A 16,743-nucleotide genomic window follows, 5' to 3' on the forward strand; every position below is an offset into this window, starting at 1 on the left:
GGATGATGTTTGCCACTACCAGACGGGTTTTGGAACAACTGCGGCATGACCACCGCAGCGTCGCGCTCATCATGGTGGTTCCCGCCCTGCTGCTCACCGGCGTCTACTATCTCTTCGAGAACGAAACCTTGCCGCCCGGAATCCCCCGGACCTTTGACCGCGTGGGACTCATGATGCTGGCCATCTTCCCGTTCGTGGTGATGTTCCTGGTCACGTCGATCACGATGTTGCGTGAGAGGACCTCGGGGACGCTGGAACGGCTCCTGACGACGCCCATCCACAAGGCCGATCTCCTGTTCGGCTACGCGTTGGCGTTCTCGATCATGGCGGCCCTTCAATCGCTTGTAGCCACGGCCGTGGCCTATTGGATCTTCAATCTGGATATCAAGGGGAGTCCCGGTTATGTGGTGTTGATCGCCGTCATAAACGCTGTGCTGGGGGTCGCCCTCGGTCTGCTGTGCTCGGCCTTTGCCCGGACTGAATTCCAAGCAGTCCAGTTCATGCCAGTAGTGGTGATCCCGCAGATCCTGTTGTGCGGGCTCTTCGTCGCCCGGGACCACATGAACGGCCTCCTGGAGGGCATTTCGAACGTGCTGCCGCTGACGTTTTCGGTTGATGCGCTCCAGCAGATCGCCAGCAACGCCGAGGCGACCCAGGCCATGTGGCAGGACGCCGGCGTGATGGCGGCGATTGTGGTGGGAGTTTTGGTCCTGGCTTCGTTTACCCTACGACGGCGGACCTCATGAGCGGCGCCTTGCCTCCCCTGCGGCGGGGACGCCGCGGCGGCGGCAGCGACTCGCGCGAACTGATCCTGGCGACGGCGCGCCGGCTCTTCGCCGAGCATGGTTTCGACGGCACAAGCCTGCGACAAGTAGCCCGCGAAGCAGAGGTGGACCCGGCCATGGTCCACCATTTCTTCAAGGGGAAGGACGAACTCTTCGCCCAGAGCGTCGAGCTTCCGGCGGATCCTGCGGAGGTGCTTGCCGGCGTCGAATCACTGGATCCGGCGCAGCGTTCGGAGACGATTGTCCGTGCTGTGTTGCGGTTGTGGGAAGGCCCGGCGCAGCACGGACTCGTGGCATTCGTCAGGGGAACCATTGGCTCCAAGGCCAAGACCGCCTTGCTGCGGGAGATGGTTGCCCGGACCATCCTCTCCAGGATCACATCCGGACTTTCCGGCTCGCCCGAAGAGGCCCGGATGCGCGGAAACCTTGTTGCCACGCAGATGGTCGGGCTTATGCTGATGCGCTATGTAGTCCGGCTCGAACCACTGGCTTCGGCCTCCCAGGACGAGGTGGTGCGGCTCGTGGCACCGAACGTCCAGCACTACCTCACAGGCGAACTGGTTCTCCCCAAGTGACTCGCAGTTGTTGTCGTTATCAGGGCTCATAACGACAACTACTGCGAGCTAGTTGGGCCAGTCAGTACAGAACGGTAGCGAAGGTTCCGAGGCGTTGGAAACCGACCCGCTCATAGGTGGCGCGCGCCCTGGTGTTGTATTCGTTGACGTACAGGCTGGTGACCGGCGCGAACTTCTGGGCCAGGACAACCACGCCGGCCATGTACCCGGCGCTGAGTCCTTGGCCGCGGAACTCGGGGTTCATCCAGACGCCTTGGACCTGGGTTGCCTGCCCCGTGACGGCACCGAGTTCGGCTTTGAACTTCACGGTTCCACCGTCGATGTGCACCAAGGAATGGCCTTGCCGGATCAGCCCGGCCACCCGGCGGCTGTAGAAGTCCTCGCTCCCGAGAAAGGGCGAATAACCCACTTCTTCTTCGAACATGGCTGCACAAGCGGGCAGGATGCGGTCAAAGTCGGCGATGTCTCCGAAACAGAGCTGCGGGTTGGCTTGGACAGCGGGTGGGCCCGATATTGCCAGGAGCGGCTGGTCGGCGCGAACCTCGTGGGCGAAATGACCCAGTTGCTCCAACCGGGAGTGAAGTGCCAGCACGGACTGCGCGGGCCCGAAGATCGAGGCATAGCGACGGCCTGCCCTGTGCGCAGCTGAGGCCACGCGGGCAGCCAATTCCGGGTCGAGCTGCACCGGAACCAGATTGGCACCGGCCCAGCAGGCACCCACCAGGGTGTCGCCGTCGAACACTCCGAACACGCTCGCGCCGCCGGAAGTGGGGGCGGCGCTCCCCGACGAGTCAAGGTGCGCCAAAATGAAGACGTTCGCTACAGCGTCTTCCATCGCGAGCGCGCGAAGCGACCGGGTGTCGGCGGCGCCGAGCACCCGGACGGTGACACCGTCCAGCCCGGTTCCATCTTTACTACGAGACGCTAACCACGGGGCTACCCTTGACAGCACCTTCGCCATCGGCCTCCCCTATCTCTTCAGCGATACGCATGGCCTCTTCGATCAGTGTCTCAACAATCTGGCTCTCGGGAACAGTCTTGATGACTTCACCCTTCACAAAGATCTGCCCCTTGCCGTTTCCGGAAGCGACGCCCAGATCGGCTTCGCGAGCCTCACCCGGACCGTTCACTACGCAACCCATGACTGCGACGCGAAGCGGAATCTCCATTCCTTCAAGTCCGGCGGTGACCTGCTCGGCGAGCGTGTAGACGTCCACCTGGGCGCGTCCACAGGAGGGGCAGGAGACGATTTCCAACTTGCGCGGGCGCAGGTTGAGGGACTGCAGGATCTGGTTGCCTACCTTGATTTCCTCAACGGGCGGCGCGGACAGGGACACGCGGATGGTGTCGCCGATGCCGCGGGACAAAAGTGCACCGAAGGCTGTTGCGGACTTGATGGTCCCCTGGAACGCCGGTCCGGCCTCGGTCACGCCAAGGTGCAGGGGCCAATCGCCCTTTTCGGCAAGCATCTCGTAGGCCGCCACCATGATCACGGGGTCGTTGTGTTTGACCGAGATCTTGAAATCGTGGAAGCCGTGTTCTTCGAACAGGGAAGCCTCCCACACGGCCGATTCCACGAGGGCTTCCGGTGTGGCTTTGCCGTACTTCTTCAGGATGCCGGGCTCCAGGGATCCCGCGTTGACGCCGATCCGGATGGAAGTCCCGTGGTCCTTGGCGGCCTTGGCGATTTCCTTCACCTGATCGTCGAACTTGCGGATATTGCCCGGATTGACCCGTACCGCGGCGCAACCGGCCTCGATCGCGGCGAAGACGTATTTGGGCTGGAAGTGGATGTCCGCAATGACCGGGATCTGCGACTTCCGGGCAATGATCGGCAGCGCCTCGGCGTCATCCGCGGAAGGGCAAGCGACACGCACGATGTCACAGCCGGACGCCGTCAGCTCCGCGATCTGCTGCAGCGTGGCATTGATGTCCGTGGTGGGGGTGGTGGTCATCGATTGCACGCTGATGGGTGAATCGGAGCCGACGCCCACCGAACCCACCTTGATCTGGCGGGTCTTGCGGCGGGGCGCGAGAACGGGGGGCGGGGCTGATGGCATTCCCAGGCTGACCGAGGTCACGTGGACTCCTTGGGTTGAAGTGGGTGGATCGTGGGGCTGGGTTCCGGGCCCCGTCCGGTCAAGCGGCTAGGAAGCGTGGGTGGAGAGCACTCCGATAATGGGATTCCACTCCGAGGTCCGGATGCCTGCAATCCCTTGTGCAGCGGCGAAGGGGTCCTCCTTCAGCGTGGCGTTCAGCTCGGACTCGTCTGCGGCTTTGAGCAGCAAAAGCGCCCCCGCACCGTCGGCGTAAGGGCCGCTTGCCAGGAGGGTCCCCTGCTCGGCAAGGCCGGCGAGCCAGGCACGGTGGGCGGGGCGGTTCGCGTCGCGCACCCCGGCGGACTCGGCGTCGTACACGTACTCAACAGCGAAAACAGTCATATGGATAGCCTATCCCCCCAGTACAATTCAGGGGCCAGCCCAATCCGGGGCGTCCACCGCGCGCCTCCGGCACCTGCCGGATCAGGCAGATCAGGCAGATCAGGCAGATCAGCCAAAGATATTGACGGGCTTGACGATGTCGGCGTAGATCAGGAGCGCCCCCATGGCCATGAGCACGCTGGCCACGACGTACGTCAGCGGCAGGAGCTTGGCGATGTCGAAAGCGCCGGGATCCGGCCGGCCGCGCAGCTTGGCGATCCGACGCCGGGCTCCCTCATAGAGCGCGCCGGCCACATGTCCGCCGTCGAGCGGCAGCAGCGGAACCAGGTTGAAGATGGCGAGAGCGAAGTTCAGCCCCGCGAGGAGCCCCACGAGCGCTCCGACGCGCGATTGCAGCGGAACCTGATCCATGGCCGCGACTTCACCGGCAACCCGGCCGACTCCCACCACACTGATGGGACCGTTTGGATCGCGCGGCTCCGAGCTGAAGGCCGCTTGCGCCACGCCGACCACCCTGGCGGGCAGGTTGAGGATGACTCCGGCGATTTGCTTAATGTTCTCGCCAGCCATCGGAAGAACGGTCGACGCCGGCTGGGGCACCATGGCGGTCTGGGGACCGATGCCGAGGAATCCGACTTCCTCATATAACGGCTTGCCGTCCGCGCCTTTGGCCTGCTGACCGTTGTCTCCAATGACAGGGCGTGCGGAAAGGACCGGGGTTACTTGGGAGGTGACGCTCTTGCCGTCACGCTCCACGGTGACCTGGACGGCCTTGCCGGCGGAAGCCCGGATCCAGCTGCTCATTTCAGCCCAGCTTGTGACAGGCTTTCCGTCGAAGCTGGTGACAACGTCGTTGGGTTGGAGCTTGGCGACCGCCGCCGGGGTCAGCTGGCAGTTCGGCGAACTGGGATCAACGGTCTCTCCCGCTTTCACCTGGCACTTGGACACATTGGCAATGGTGGTAGTGGCGGTGGATACACCGAAGCCCATGAGCAACACCGCGGTCAGCACAAGGCCAATGAGCAGGTTCATAGCCGGGCCGCCCAGCATGATGATGATCTTTTTCCAGACCGGCAGCCTGTAGAAGACCCTGTTCTGGTCGCCCGGTCCCACGTCCTCATGGGCCGCGGACCGGGCCTCGGTGGCGAGGGTTTGGAACATGCCGGTGCTGGACGGACGCACGCTGCCATCGTCCTGGTTGGGCGGGTACATGCCGATCATGGAGACGTAGCCGCCGAGCGGAATGGCCTTGAAACCGTATTCGGTCTCGCCTTTCCGTGTGGACCACAGGGTAGGGCCGAAACCGATCATGTACTTCGTGACGCGCACTTTGAAAAGCTTGGCGGGCACGAGATGCCCCACCTCGTGCAGCCCGATGGAGACGGCCACGCCGATCGCGACGAAGACGACTCCGAGAATGAACAGGATGACGGGATTCATGCCTTAAGTACTGCTTCCTAAAGGGTGCTGTTGGCTAAACGATCGTGGGTGCGCGTGCGTGCCCATCTCTCAGCATCCAACACCGAGTCCACCGTCAGCTCCAAGGATCCTGAATGTTCGCTGAGGACGGACTCCACCGTGTCCACAATATCCGTGAACCTGATCCTGCCGGCATGGAAGGCTTCAACGGCTTCCTCGTTGGCCGCGTTGAAGACAGCCGGGAAAGTACTGCCTTGCTTCGCGGCGTCCTTGGCCAGCTCCACCGCGGGGAATGCTACCGAGTCAAGGGGTTCGAAGGTCCAACTGGTGGCCTGGGTCCAGTCGCAGGCCTTGGCGGCCCGGGGCACGCGGTCCGGCCACCCGAGCCCAAGGGCGATGGGCAACCGCATGTCCGGCGGCGAAGCCTGGGCGATGATGGAGCCATCCACGAACTCCACCATGGAGTGCACCACTGACTGCGGGTGCACCACGACGTCGATCCTGTCCAAAGGGACGTCGAACAGAAGATGCGCTTCGATGACTTCCAGGCCCTTGTTGACCAGGCTGGCTGAGTTGGTGGTGACCATCAGGCCCATGTCCCACGTGGGGTGGGCAAGAGCCTCGGCCGGCGTAACGTCGCGGAGCTGCTCGCGGTTCCGGCCCCGGAACGGACCGCCGGAAGCTGTCAGGATGAGTTTTTCAACCTCGTTGTCAGTTCCCGCGCGGAGGCACTGGGCAATGGCCGAGTGTTCGGAATCCACGGGCACGATCTGGTCAACGGCTGCGGCGGCCTTCACAAGGGCACCGCCCACAATCAGGGATTCCTTGTTCGCCAAGGCGAGGATGGCGCCGGACTTGAGGGCTGCCAGCGTGGGGGCCAAGCCGATGGAACCGGTGATGCCGTTGAGTACGACGTCCGCTTCGATCGCGGCAATCTTGGTGGACGCGTCCGGTCCCGTGATGATTGCCGGATCATAGTTCCTGAGTCCGACGGCGGAGGCGGCAGCACCGATGAGTCTCTGGAGTTCATGGGCGTCGCCATAGGCGATCCCGACTGCCTGCGCCTTAGTGTGGACAGCCTGCTGCGCGATCAGTTCCAAGTTGCCGCCACCCGCGCTCAGTGCCACGACCTCGAACAGGTGGGGGGCTGCGTCGACCACCTCAATCGCCTGTGTGCCAATGGAACCAGTGGACCCGAGGAGAATGATCTTGCGCGGCTGCATGGCTTAAGTATCCCGCACGCCAGGCGTAGCGTTGTTTTGTGGACTGGGTCTCGTGGTTCGAGGCGCCGGACTATGAATTCGCCCGGCAGGTGCTCCAGCGCGGCACGGCCGCGCTCTACTTCATCGCGTTCCTGTCCAGCCTCAACCAATTCCCGGCGCTCCTCGGTGAACAGGGGCTTCTCCCTGTCCCCCGGTACGTTGACGGTCACAGGATCCTGCGCAGACCCAGCTTGTTCCGCTGGAAGTATTCGGACACTTTGCTCCGAGCAGTCTGCGCCACCGGACTCGCCATCTCCTTGACTCTCGTGGGCGGACTTCCGCAGCTTGGCCCACCGTGGCTTCCCCTGGCCGCGTTCCTTGCTCTGTGGCTGCTCTACATGTCGATCGTCAACGTTGGCCAGACCTTCTACGGCTTCGGCTGGGAGATGCTGCTGCTCGAAATGGGATTCACAGTTGCATTCCTCGGTTCGGACCAGACTCCCCCGCCTAAGACCATCCTCGTGCTGCTCGTGTGGCTGTTGTTCAGGCTGGAGTTCGGCGCCGGCATGATCAAGATCCACGGCGGAAGCGAGTGGCGTGATTTAACCGCCCTGTACTACCACCACGAAACGCAGCCCATGCCCGGACCGCTAAGCCGCCAGGCGCACCTCCTACCCAAGCCCCTTCACCGCGTGGAAGTGCTCGGCAACCACTTCGCCCAACTGGTGGTGCCGTTCTTCCTGTTCGCTCCACAGCCGCTAGCCAGCATTGCCGCCGGAATCGTGGTCTTCACGCAGCTCTGGCTGGTGGGGAGCGGGAACTTCGCGTGGCTCAACTGGTCCGCGATCGTGCTTGCCTTCGCTGCAGTGAGCGATCCCGAGGCCCATGCGGTGCTGCCGTTCATTCCACAGCAGCGCAACCCGGCCTCCGCGGCGGTTCCGCAGACCCCGTTGTGGTGGCTCGCCGTCGTACTCGCAGTGACTGTGTTCCTCCTGGCGCTCAGCTATTGGCCCATCCGCAACCTGCTCTCGCGGGAGCAGCTCATGAACGCCAGCTTCAACCGCTGGCAGTTGGTCAACACCTACGGGGCGTTCGGTACGGTGACCCGGCACCGGGTGGAAATCGTGGTGGAGGGCACGCAGGCGGACGTTCCCGTCGATGAGGCCGACTGGCGCGAATACGGCTTCAAGGGCAAACCCGGCGACCTCCGCCGGCTCCCCCGCCAATGGGCGCCGTACCACCTGCGCCTCGACTGGTTGATGTGGTTCCTGCCCTTGCGCACCGTCCACGAGGAGTGGTTCTACGCGTTCCTCGGGAAACTGCTCGACGCCGACCAGCCCACCTTGCGCTTGTTGCGCCAGGACCCGTTCGACGGCGCACGGCCGCGTTGGGTGCGGGCACGCAGCTTCCTCTACCGCTTCGCCACGAGGGCCGAGTTCCGCGAAACGGGCCAGCGTTGGATCCGGATGGAGCTCTACGAGGTCATCGCCCCCTTGGGCCATCCGCCGTCGCGGCGGCGTGGACGCTAGGACTGAGCCTTTAGGAAAGCCGTGCCCTGTGCAGCGTCGATTCGGCGTGTTTGAGGATAGGACCGTCCACCATCTTCCCCTTGTGCTGGAACACGCCGGTACCGGCCGCAGCCGCAGCTTCAAGCAACTCCCGTGCCTCAGCGACGGCGTCCGGCGAGGGTGCGTAGGCTTCGCGGACAACGGCAACCTGGTTCGGGTGGATGCAGGCCTTGGCTCCGAATCCGCTGGCCACGGCGTCGGCGGATTCCACGGCTAATCCGGCAAGATCGGGAATGTCGACATAGACCGAATCGATGGCTTCCTTGCCCGCAGCCTTGGCGGCGAGCAGCACCGCGGAACGGGAATGCATGGCGACGGCCCGGTAGCCGCCGTCGTCCTTGCGGCTGGAGGTGCCGCCCATGGAGGCGATCAGGTCCTCGGCACCCCACATGAGCCCGACGACGTTGGGGGCCTGGGCGATCTCGCTCGCGTTGAGGATCCCCTTGGCCGTCTCGCACAGCGCGATGACGTGGTACCCCTCGAGCACTTTCAGCTGTTCGCCGGACTCGGCCTTGGCCAACATCACGGTGCGGTACGGCGTGTGTTTGAGGCAGTGCAGGTCCTTCTCGAAGTCCGGGGTGCCAGCCGGGTTGACGCGCACAATCGTACGGCTGGGGTCGAGTTCGGCGGTCTCGGCGCCCGAGCCAAGCTGGGCGAGGATGGCGCCCCGGGCGCGTTTCTTGTCCGCGGGGGCGACCGCGTCCTCGAGGTCCAGGATCACGGCGTCGGAACGCTCGGCGGCCTTTTGGTACCGTTCCGGACGGTCGGCGGGGCAGAAAAGTAGTGCGGGGCCCATCGTGAAGGTCATGTACTGATTGTCCCCCGTTGCGCCTCGAGATGCGCGGTCCGGGTCCACATGAGGCAAGCCCTCGTGGCCAAGGCCACAACCGTTCCGTCTTGGTTGCGGCCGGTGTGCTTCATGGTCACGACGCCCTGCCCGGGACGCGACGACGACGCCCGCTTCCCGGTCACGACAGTCTCGGTGTAGAGGGTGTCGCCGTGGTAGAGCGGGTGCGGAAAAGAGACGTCCGTGAGGCCAAGCTGGGCAATGATGGTGCCCTGGGTCAGCTGCGTGACGGATTGCCCCACCATGGTGGACAACGTGAACATCGAGTTCATGAGTCGCTGGCCGAATGGCTGGGCGGCACTCCAGGCCGCGTCCAAGTGCAATGCCTGGGTATTCATGGTCAGTGTGGTGAACAGGACGTTGTCCGTTTCCGTGACGGTCCGGCCGGGCCGATGGGCGTAAACAACGTCTTCCTCAAGCTCGTCGAAGTAGAGTCCCCGCTGTTCAATAATTCGGGGTCCAGCCTTGCCCGGGGTTTCAGGGCTCGCTGTCATACAGTCAGCTCCTGGTCTTCTTCGAAAAGCTCGACGCCGGTCGCAGCCGCAACGTCCTCTGCAGACACATTCGGCGCCAACTCGCGAAGGACCAGCCGCGATGCCCCACCCTCGGAGACCACGTCGATCACGGCGAGATCCGTGATGATCCTGTCCACGCAGCCCTTCCCTGTCACCGGCAACGAGCATTCCTTGACGATCTTGGGCTTGCCGTTGCGGTCAACGTGCTCCATCATCACGATCACCCGCTTGGCGCCGAAGACGAGATCCATGGCGCCACCCATGCCCTTGACCATCTTTCCCGGGATCATCCAGTTGGCCAGGTCCCCGTTGGCCGCAACCTCCATGGCGCCCAGCACGGCCACGTCCACATGGCCGCCGCGGATCATGCCGAACGATGTTGCGGAGTCGAAGAACGCTGCGCCCGCATTGACGGTGACCGTTTCCTTGCCTGCGTTGATCAGGTCGGGGTCCACGGCGTCCTCTGCCGGATAAGGGCCGACGCCCAGGATGCCGTTTTCGGAATGCAGGATCACTTCGACTCCGGCAGGGATGTAGTTGGGAATCAGGGTGGGCATGCCGATCCCCAAGTTGACGTACTGTCCATTGCGGAGCTCGCGGGCCACGCGGGCGGCCAGTTCGTTCCGTGTCCAGCCCTTGCCTTCGTGATGTTCGACGTTGGCCCGGCGGTACTCGTGCCTGACCGCCTCGGGACGCGGCGGCACATCCTGGGTGATGTTCGATTCCATGGCTACGCTCCTGCCTGATCGGTAGTGCCGGCAGCTTCGGTAGTGCCGGCAGCTTCGGTAGTGCCCGCAGCCGATGCCTGGGTCAACGCAACTGTCCGCTTTTCGATACGCTTCTCCGTGTCCGGTGCAAGCACGACCCGCTGGACGAAAATGCCTGGAGTGTGGATGTTTTGCGGATCGAGTTCGCCTGGCTCCACGAGCTCTTCTACCTCGGCGATGGTGATCCGGGCAGCCATGGCGCACAACGGATTGAAGTTCATGGCCGTCGCGTGGAAGACGAGGTTCCCGTGACGGTCGCCCTTCCAGGCATGGACCAGTCCGAAATCGGGCGTCAGGGATTCCTCCAGGACATAGTCCGCGCCGTTGAACGTACGCACTTCCTTGGGAGAGGATGCGATCGCAATGTTCCCGTCGGCGTCGTACTTTTGCGGAAGGCCGCCTTCCGAGACCTGGGTCCCGACGCCGGCCGCCGTGAAGAACGCGGGGATGCCGGCGCCGCCGGCGCGCAGTTTCTCAGCGAGGGTGCCTTGTGGGGTGAGGACCACCTCGAGCTCGCCGGCTAGGTACTGCCGCGCGAACTCCTTGTTCTCACCAACATAGGAACTAATGGTCCGGCGGATGCGCCCGTCCCTGAGCAAAATACCCAGGCCCCAGTCGTCCACGCCGCAGTTGTTGCTGACCGTTTCAAGGTCCTTGGTGCCTTGATCGTGGAGCGCATCGATCAGCGCCACGGGGATACCGCACAAGCCGAACCCTCCGACGGCGAGCGAGGCACCGTCGTGGATGTCCTTCACCGCGTCCGCGGCGCTGGCAACAACTTTGTCGATCATCGTTTACCTTCCCTGACGGTTAAAGGCCCAGCTCGCGGGCGATGAGCATCAACTGGACCTCGGTGGTGCCTTCCCCGACTTCCAGGATCTTGGAGTCGCGGTAGTGCCGTGCCACCGTGAATTCGTTGATGAAGCCATAGCCACCGAACACCTGGGTGGCGTCCCGTGCGTTGTCCATGGCTGCCTCGCCTGCGACCATCTTAGCGATGGCTGCTTCGGTCTTGAACGGCTTGCCGGCCAGCATCCTCGCGGCCGCATCGTAGTAGGCCAAGCGTGCCGTGTGGGCCCGCGCCTGCATGCGGGCGATCTTGAACTGGATGGCCTGGTACTTGCCGATGTGGTGCCCGAAAGCCATACGTTCCTTGGCGTATTTCACGGACAATTCGACGCAACCTTGTGCCGCGCCCGTGGCGAGGGCGGCGATGGCGATACGGCCTTCGTCCAGGATGGACAGGAAGTTGGCATAACCCCGCCCCTGGACACCGAGCAGGTTCTCTTCGGGCACCCGGACGTTGTTCAGTGTGAGCGGGTGGGTGTCGGAGGCGTTCCAGCCCACCTTGTTGTAGGCCTTTTCCGCGGTGAACCCGGGCGTGTCGGTGGGAACCAGGATGGTGGAGATTTCCTTCTTGATGCTCCCGTCCTTGCGTTCATGCTGTCCGGTGACGGCGGTGACGGTGACCAGGCGCGTGATGTCCGTCCCGGAGTTGGTGATGAACTCCTTGTTGCCGTTGATGACCCAGCGGCCGTCCTCAAGGTGTGCGTTCGTCTTGGTGCCGCCTGCGTCCGAGCCAGCTTCCGGCTCGGTCAAGCCGAACCCGGCGAGCGCTTCGGCAGATGTCAGCTGCGGCAGCCACTGTTCCTTTTGCGCTTGGGTGCCGAAGCGGTACAGCGGCATGGCGCCCAGAGATACGCCTGCTTCAAGGGTGATCGCCACGGACTGATCCACCCGGCCCAGCTGTTCCAGCGCGAGCGCGAGGGCGAAGTAGTCTCCACCCATTCCGCCGAACTCTTCAGGGAAGGGCAGGCCGAAGAGACCCATCTCGCCCATCTGCTTGACCACTTCATAGGGGAAGCTGTGTTCCTCGTCGTGTTTGGTGGACACCGGGGCCACTACCTCGTCGGCGAATTCCCGGACGGAGTTGCTCAGGTCCTGGTATTCTTCGCTGAGTTCAAAACTTGCCATGGCTAGACTTCCTCGTCTTTCTGGTTTTCTGTCGGTTCTCCCGTGGCTTCCGGGGTGGGTTCTTTAGTGGCTTCTGCAGCCACGTGGATGGTGGCGAGGACTTGGTCGGCCTTGACGAGGTCCCCGGTTTTGCTGCTGAGATGTACTGTGCCGGACACCGAGGCCAGCAATTGGTGTTCCATCTTCATCGCTTCCACGGCAAGGAGGACCTGGCCGGTTTCGACGTGGTCGCCGTTGTGCACCGAAACGGAGACGACGGTTCCCGGCATGGGAGACCGGACTTCCGGATCCGCGGCGCCCTCTTCGCGCTGGATGCCCGCGAGGATGCGTTGGAGCCGGGCCTCCCGGTCCAGGATCTCGAGCCGGCAGGACCAGCCGTCGCTGCCAAGCCAAAGGTCGTGTGTCTCGCGCCCCGGAGAAGGCGAGCCGTGCGCGAAATGGTGCTCGACGCCGTCGAGCACCAGCGTCGTATGTCCCGCGGTTCCCGGCCGCATCTCTGCAGTGTGCACGACGCCGCCATCCACGCGCGCCGTGATACTCGAACCGTTGCCGGTTAGCGCAACGGTGGCCAGGCCGGCGTCGGGAAGTCCGATGGTGGTCTTCCACGGCGCGGGAGCGCCGATGCGCCAACCATCCGCGGTGTTCCAGGGCGATTCCGTCCCGACAGGCGCCGGGACCTGGCGGCTCAGCAGCCCCGAACGGCTCAGGATCGCTGCGGCGATCAGCTCGGCGTCGGTCGCCTGACGGAACTCCAGTCCCTCCAGCTTTCGCTCGATCAAGCCGGTGTCGAGGCGCCCGGCGCGGACGTCGTCGTCGTTGATCAGGAGCCGCAGGTACTCAACGTTCGTGTGAACGCCCAGCAGGGTGTAGTCCCCCAGCGCATGGTCAAGGGTGTCCAGCGCCGCCTTGCGGTCCGGACCCCAGGCAATGACCTTCGCCAGCATGGGATCGTAGTCGCCGGTGATGGACAGTCCCGGCAGCATGGCGGAGTCAACGCGGACATGGGGATCGTCGCCGGCCCGTTCCCGGAGCGTCACGACCTCGCCGATCGACGGCATGAATCCGCGTTCGGGGACCTCTGCGTAGACGCGCGCCTCAATCGCATGGCCATCAAGCACGACGTCGGACTGCGCCACCGTGAGGACCTCGTCTGCCGCTATGCGCACTTGCCATTCGACAAGGTCGACGCCGGTCACCATTTCCGTGACCGGGTGTTCCACCTGGAGGCGGGTGTTCATCTCCATGAAGAAGAAGTGCTCCGGATCCTTGTCCGAGACAAGGAACTCGACCGTTCCCGCACCGCTGTACTTGACGCTTCGGGCAGCTTGGCAGGCGGCCTCGCCGATCCGAGCCCGGACCTCGGCTCCATTTGCCAGGGACTCCAGCAAGGGGGACGGCGCCTCCTCGATGACTTTCTGGTGGCGGCGCTGAAGCGAACATTCGCGCTCGCCAAGGTGGATCACGTTGCCATGGTTGTCCGCAAGGACCTGGACCTCGATGTGCCGGGGCGCCTGGATGAGCCGCTCCAGGAAGAGGGTGTCGTCACCGAAGGCGCTCGCCGCCACGCGGCGGGCGGTCAGCAGCGTGGCCGCCATATCCTCCAGCCGCTCCACGATGTGCATGCCTTTGCCGCCCCCACCGGCCGAGGGCTTGATGAGCAGGGGGAAGCCGACGCCGGGCGCCGCCTCGATCAGTTCCGCATCGCTCAAGCCCGGTTCGGCGATGCCCGGAACGCAGGGGACGCCATAGGACATGACGTGGTTCTTGGAACGGATCTTGTCGCCCATGATCTCGATGGCGTCAATGCCGGGGCCGATGAACGCAATCCCTGCGGCGTCCAAGGCCTTGGCGAACTCCACGTTCTCGGCCAGGAATCCGTATCCGGGGTGGACGGCTTGGGCGCCGCTTTGCAGGCACGCCTCGATGATGGCGTCTATCCGCAGGTAGCTGTCCGCCGCCGCGGCTGTGCCGATCCGGACGGCACTGTCCGCTTCCCGCACGTGCCGGGCCCCGGCGTCGGCGTCTGAATAGACCGCCACCGAGCGGATGCCCATCGCCTTGAGGGTGCGGATGACGCGGCAGGCGATCTCGCCGCGGTTGGCGACAAGGACGGCGTCGAAAGAATTGATTGTCATGGGGGTCACATCCGGAAGAGGCCGAAGGAGGTTTCCGGCAGGGGTTGGCGAGACACGGTATCGAGGGCCATGCCCAGGACGCGCCGGGTATCTGCTGGGTCGATGATGCCGTCGTCCCAGAGCCGGGCGGTGGAGTAATAGGGGCTGCCTTGGTCCTCGTATTGCAGCTTGATGGGGGCCTTGAAGGCTTCCTCGTCTTCCGCGGACCATTCCTCGCCGCGGGCCTCGTACTGGTCCCGTTTGACGGTGGCCAGCACACTGGAGGCCTGGTTCCCGCCCATCACCGAGATCCGGGACGCCGGCCACATCCAGAGGAACCGCGGCGAGTACGCCCGGCCGCACATCGAGTAGTTTCCGGCGCCGAAGGATCCGCCGATCACCACGGTCAGCTTGGGGACGCGGGCGGTGGCGACGGCGGTGACCATCTTGGCGCCGTTCTTCGCGATGCCGCCCTGCTCGTAGTCCTTGCCCACCATGAAGCCGGAAAGGTTCTGCAGGAAGATCAACGGGATGCCACGCTGATCGCAGAGCTCGATGAAGTGCGCGCCCTTGAGCGCGGACTCGCTGAACAGCACTCCGTTGTTGGCCACGATGCCCACAGGGTGGCCGTGCAGCTTCGCGAACCCGGTGACCAGGGTGGTGCCGTAGTTCTTCTTGAACTCGTGGAACCTGGAACCGTCCACCAGACGGGCAATGACCTCGCGGACGTCGTACTGGGCGTTGACGTCCGTGGGAACCGCACCATAGGTCTCGCCCGGGTCCACCACGGGCTCGACGGCGGTGTCCACGACCCACGCGGGCGCGGCCGGCTTGGGCAGGGTCGAGACGATGTCCCGGACGATCTGCAGCGCATGCTCGTCGTTCTCGGCGAGGTGGTCCGTCACACCCGAAATCCGCGAGTGGACTTCCCCGCCGCCGAGTTCCTCTGCCGTGACGATCTCGCCGATGGCGGCCTTCACGAGGGGCGGTCCGCCAAGGAAGATGGTGCCCTGGTTGCGGACAATAACTGTCTCGTCGCTCATGGCCGGGACATAAGCGCCCCCGGCGGTGCAGGACCCCATGACCGAGGCAATCTGCGGGATCTTCGCGGCGGACATCTTCGCCTGGTTGAAGAAGATCCGGCCAAAGTGCTCCTTGTCCGGGAACACCTCGTCCTGCTTGGGCAGGAACGCTCCCCCGGAATCGACGAGGTAGACGCACGGCAGTCTGTTCTCCAGGGCTATTTCCTGGGCCCGGAGGTGTTTCTTCACCGTCATGGGGTAATACGTCCCGCCCTTGACCGTGGCGTCGTTTGAAACCACCATCACTTGGCGGCCATGGACCAAGCCGATCCCGGCAATGACCCCGGCGCCTGGCGAATCGTCGTTGTACATCCCGTTGGCGGCCAACGGAGCGATCTCCAGGAACGGGCTTCCCTCGTCCAACAGGTAGTTGATGCGTTCGCGCGGCAACAGCTTTCCTCGGGAAATATGCCGCTCGCGCGATTTCTCCGGTCCGCCGAGGGCGGCCACGGCAAGTCGCTTCTTCAACTCCTGTACCAGGGACAGCTGCGCTTCCGCGTTGGCCGCGAACTGGTCGCTGCTGGTATCCAGCTGGCTGGCGAGTGTCTCCATCGGCTGTGTCCCATCCCGGCCAAAAGGCCATCTCAGTTAGTACCGCATAACTGGAATTTAGGTTAGTCTCTATTAACTGTGTTGTCCATCACCTCGGCACTGGGGCCGCCCCGGTATCGACGCTGAATTGGACGCTTGCAAAAGGAGGAATTGTGGTCACCTTCCAGCGGAGCTCCCAGCAGGACGGCCCTACCCAGCGGAGCCCCAAACAAGACAGCCAGACCCAGCGAAGCCAGGCTAAGGAAACCCGGCGCAAGGCGCTCCTGACCGCCGCAGCGGGGTTGTTCGCCGCCGACGGCTTTAATCGCGTGTCGCTGGAGGACCTCGGAGCCGCCGCAGGAGTCAGCGGACCGGCCGTGTACCGGCATTTCCCCGGAAAACAGGCCGTCCTTGCTGAGCTACTGCTGAGCGTGAGCCGCAATCTGCTCGACGGCGGCCGCAGCGTAGTGTCCGGGGCCCCCGACCCCGAAGCTGGGTTGCGCGGATTGGTGGAGTTTCATGTGGACTTCGCCCTCAGCAATCCCGATGTCATCCGGGTCCAGGACCGCGATTTCAGCAACCTCAGCGATGCCGACCAAGCCGAAGTCCGTACCCTGCAGCGTAACTACGTGGAACTGTGGGTGGGGGTGCTCGGCGAATTGCATCCGGACACGGATCCTGCCGAACTGCGGGTACGGGCACACGCAGCCTTCGGCTTGATCAACTCGACTCCCCACTCCGTCCGGCACCACGGACGACGCATGGCGGTCAAAAGCGCGAGGCCCATCCTCGAACGCATGGCCCTGGCGGCCTTGACCGTTCGATAGCCGACGCTCGCTCACTTTTAGGGCGTTTCTAACGGACGCTCCTGCACTTGTCCGACAGCAAGACGGCAGTTGTGCAGGAGCGTTAAGCATTTTGGG

The 16,743-nt window shown here is 64.0% G+C and carries 16 protein-coding genes; 4 read left to right on the forward strand and 12 right to left on the reverse strand.

What is annotated here, in order from left to right; genetic code table 11:
* The first annotated feature begins 2 nt into the window (after nucleotides 1-2).
* Both OOZ51_RS06535 and OOZ51_RS06540 read left to right on the forward strand, forming a co-directional pair.
* Nucleotides 3-746, forward strand: a complete 744-nt coding sequence (locus OOZ51_RS06535; protein WP_265978432.1) for an ABC transporter permease — start codon at nucleotides 3-5, stop codon at nucleotides 744-746.
* Nucleotides 743-1,360, forward strand: coding sequence for a TetR/AcrR family transcriptional regulator (locus OOZ51_RS06540; RefSeq protein ID WP_265978433.1), 618 nt, complete (start codon nucleotides 743-745; stop codon nucleotides 1,358-1,360). The genes OOZ51_RS06535 and OOZ51_RS06540 overlap by 4 nt, the downstream gene beginning before the upstream one ends.
* 61 nt (nucleotides 1,361-1,421) lie before the next feature.
* Here the strand turns inward: OOZ51_RS06540 and OOZ51_RS06545 are convergent, their stop codons facing one another.
* The 5 genes from OOZ51_RS06545 to dxr form a co-directional block, all read right to left on the reverse strand.
* On the reverse strand, nucleotides 1,422-2,321 hold the full coding sequence (locus OOZ51_RS06545) for a GNAT family N-acetyltransferase (RefSeq protein ID WP_265978434.1): 900 nt from the start codon (nucleotides 2,319-2,321) through the stop codon (nucleotides 1,422-1,424).
* Nucleotides 2,275-3,441, reverse strand: a complete 1,167-nt coding sequence (gene ispG / locus OOZ51_RS06550; protein ID WP_265978435.1) for a flavodoxin-dependent (E)-4-hydroxy-3-methylbut-2-enyl-diphosphate synthase — start codon at nucleotides 3,439-3,441, stop codon at nucleotides 2,275-2,277. Before ispG ends, OOZ51_RS06545 begins: the two co-directional genes overlap by 47 nt.
* Before the next feature lie 66 nt (nucleotides 3,442-3,507).
* Nucleotides 3,508-3,801, reverse strand: coding sequence for a YciI family protein (locus OOZ51_RS06555; protein WP_265978436.1), 294 nt, complete (start codon nucleotides 3,799-3,801; stop codon nucleotides 3,508-3,510).
* Between the two features lie 108 nt (nucleotides 3,802-3,909).
* Nucleotides 3,910-5,241, reverse strand: a complete 1,332-nt coding sequence (locus tag OOZ51_RS06560; protein WP_265978437.1) for a M50 family metallopeptidase — start codon at nucleotides 5,239-5,241, stop codon at nucleotides 3,910-3,912.
* Nucleotides 5,242-5,258: 17 nt separating this feature from the next.
* Nucleotides 5,259-6,443 carry a 1-deoxy-D-xylulose-5-phosphate reductoisomerase gene (dxr, locus tag OOZ51_RS06565; protein WP_265978438.1) on the reverse strand — a complete coding sequence of 395 codons (1,185 nt, stop codon included), beginning with the start codon at nucleotides 6,441-6,443 and terminating at the stop codon, nucleotides 5,259-5,261.
* 38 nt (nucleotides 6,444-6,481) lie between these two features.
* Between dxr and OOZ51_RS06570 the strand changes: the two genes are divergently transcribed.
* Nucleotides 6,482-7,951, forward strand: coding sequence for a lipase maturation factor family protein (locus tag OOZ51_RS06570; protein ID WP_265978439.1), 1,470 nt, complete (start codon nucleotides 6,482-6,484; stop codon nucleotides 7,949-7,951).
* A gap of 10 nt (nucleotides 7,952-7,961) precedes the next feature.
* On the opposite strand, the gene OOZ51_RS06575 is transcribed toward OOZ51_RS06570, so the two are convergent.
* The 7 genes from OOZ51_RS06575 to OOZ51_RS06605 are packed head-to-tail and all read right to left on the reverse strand — an operon-like array spanning nucleotide 7,962 to nucleotide 15,841.
* On the reverse strand, nucleotides 7,962-8,798 hold the full coding sequence (locus OOZ51_RS06575; RefSeq protein WP_265978440.1) for an HpcH/HpaI aldolase/citrate lyase family protein: 837 nt from the start codon (nucleotides 8,796-8,798) through the stop codon (nucleotides 7,962-7,964).
* Nucleotides 8,795-9,331, reverse strand: coding sequence for a MaoC family dehydratase (locus OOZ51_RS06580; protein ID WP_265978442.1), 537 nt, complete (start codon nucleotides 9,329-9,331; stop codon nucleotides 8,795-8,797). The genes OOZ51_RS06575 and OOZ51_RS06580 overlap by 4 nt, the downstream gene beginning before the upstream one ends.
* Nucleotides 9,328-10,080, reverse strand: coding sequence for a CoA transferase subunit B (locus OOZ51_RS06585; protein ID WP_265978443.1), 753 nt, complete (start codon nucleotides 10,078-10,080; stop codon nucleotides 9,328-9,330). The genes OOZ51_RS06580 and OOZ51_RS06585 overlap by 4 nt, the downstream gene beginning before the upstream one ends.
* A 2-nt stretch (nucleotides 10,081-10,082) precedes the next feature.
* A complete protein-coding gene (locus tag OOZ51_RS06590; protein ID WP_265978444.1) occupies nucleotides 10,083-10,910 on the reverse strand; it encodes a CoA transferase subunit A in 828 nt (275 codons plus the stop codon).
* 19 nt (nucleotides 10,911-10,929) lie between these two features.
* On the reverse strand, nucleotides 10,930-12,093 hold the full coding sequence (locus OOZ51_RS06595; RefSeq protein ID WP_265978446.1) for an acyl-CoA dehydrogenase family protein: 1,164 nt from the start codon (nucleotides 12,091-12,093) through the stop codon (nucleotides 10,930-10,932).
* A gap of 2 nt (nucleotides 12,094-12,095) precedes the next feature.
* A complete protein-coding gene (locus OOZ51_RS06600; RefSeq protein ID WP_265978447.1) occupies nucleotides 12,096-14,228 on the reverse strand; it encodes an acetyl/propionyl/methylcrotonyl-CoA carboxylase subunit alpha in 2,133 nt (710 codons plus the stop codon).
* Between the two features lie 5 nt (nucleotides 14,229-14,233).
* Nucleotides 14,234-15,841 (reverse strand): carboxyl transferase domain-containing protein, encoded by a 1,608-nt coding sequence (locus tag OOZ51_RS06605; RefSeq protein WP_265978448.1) that lies wholly within the window; start codon nucleotides 15,839-15,841, stop codon nucleotides 14,234-14,236.
* A 152-nt stretch (nucleotides 15,842-15,993) separates the two neighbouring features.
* Here OOZ51_RS06605 and OOZ51_RS06610 point away from each other — a divergent pair, with 152 nt between their 5' ends.
* Complete coding sequence (locus OOZ51_RS06610; protein ID WP_323054693.1) at nucleotides 15,994-16,647, forward strand: SACE_7040 family transcriptional regulator; 654 nt, start codon at nucleotides 15,994-15,996, stop codon at nucleotides 16,645-16,647.
* Nucleotides 16,648-16,743 lie beyond the last annotated feature (96 nt).

The sequence above is a fragment of the Arthrobacter rhizophilus genome (genome assembly GCF_026241105.1).
Taxonomy (GTDB): domain Bacteria; phylum Actinomycetota; class Actinomycetes; order Actinomycetales; family Micrococcaceae; genus Arthrobacter.

What these genes read in the sequence shown, in the direction of transcription:
- OOZ51_RS06535 (WP_265978432.1), top strand. Translation starts at nt 3, where the DNA reads ATGATGTTTGCCACTACCAGACGGGTTTTGGAACAACTGCGGCATGAC.
- OOZ51_RS06540 (WP_265978433.1), top strand. Translation starts at nt 743, where the DNA reads ATGAGCGGCGCCTTGCCTCCCCTGCGGCGGGGACGCCGCGGCGGCGGC.
- OOZ51_RS06545 (WP_265978434.1), bottom strand. Translation starts at nt 2,321, where the DNA reads ATGGCGAAGGTGCTGTCAAGGGTAGCCCCGTGGTTAGCGTCTCGTAGT.
- OOZ51_RS06555 (WP_265978436.1), bottom strand. Translation starts at nt 3,801, where the DNA reads ATGACTGTTTTCGCTGTTGAGTACGTGTACGACGCCGAGTCCGCCGGG.
- OOZ51_RS06560 (WP_265978437.1), bottom strand. Translation starts at nt 5,241, where the DNA reads ATGAATCCCGTCATCCTGTTCATTCTCGGAGTCGTCTTCGTCGCGATC.
- dxr (WP_265978438.1), bottom strand. Translation starts at nt 6,443, where the DNA reads ATGCAGCCGCGCAAGATCATTCTCCTCGGGTCCACTGGTTCCATTGGC.
- OOZ51_RS06575 (WP_265978440.1), bottom strand. Translation starts at nt 8,798, where the DNA reads ATGACCTTCACGATGGGCCCCGCACTACTTTTCTGCCCCGCCGACCGT.
- OOZ51_RS06580 (WP_265978442.1), bottom strand. Translation starts at nt 9,331, where the DNA reads ATGACAGCGAGCCCTGAAACCCCGGGCAAGGCTGGACCCCGAATTATT.
- OOZ51_RS06585 (WP_265978443.1), bottom strand. Translation starts at nt 10,080, where the DNA reads ATGGAATCGAACATCACCCAGGATGTGCCGCCGCGTCCCGAGGCGGTC.
- OOZ51_RS06590 (WP_265978444.1), bottom strand. Translation starts at nt 10,910, where the DNA reads ATGATCGACAAAGTTGTTGCCAGCGCCGCGGACGCGGTGAAGGACATC.
- OOZ51_RS06595 (WP_265978446.1), bottom strand. Translation starts at nt 12,093, where the DNA reads ATGGCAAGTTTTGAACTCAGCGAAGAATACCAGGACCTGAGCAACTCC.
- OOZ51_RS06600 (WP_265978447.1), bottom strand. Translation starts at nt 14,228, where the DNA reads ATGACAATCAATTCTTTCGACGCCGTCCTTGTCGCCAACCGCGGCGAG.
- OOZ51_RS06605 (WP_265978448.1), bottom strand. Translation starts at nt 15,841, where the DNA reads ATGGAGACACTCGCCAGCCAGCTGGATACCAGCAGCGACCAGTTCGCG.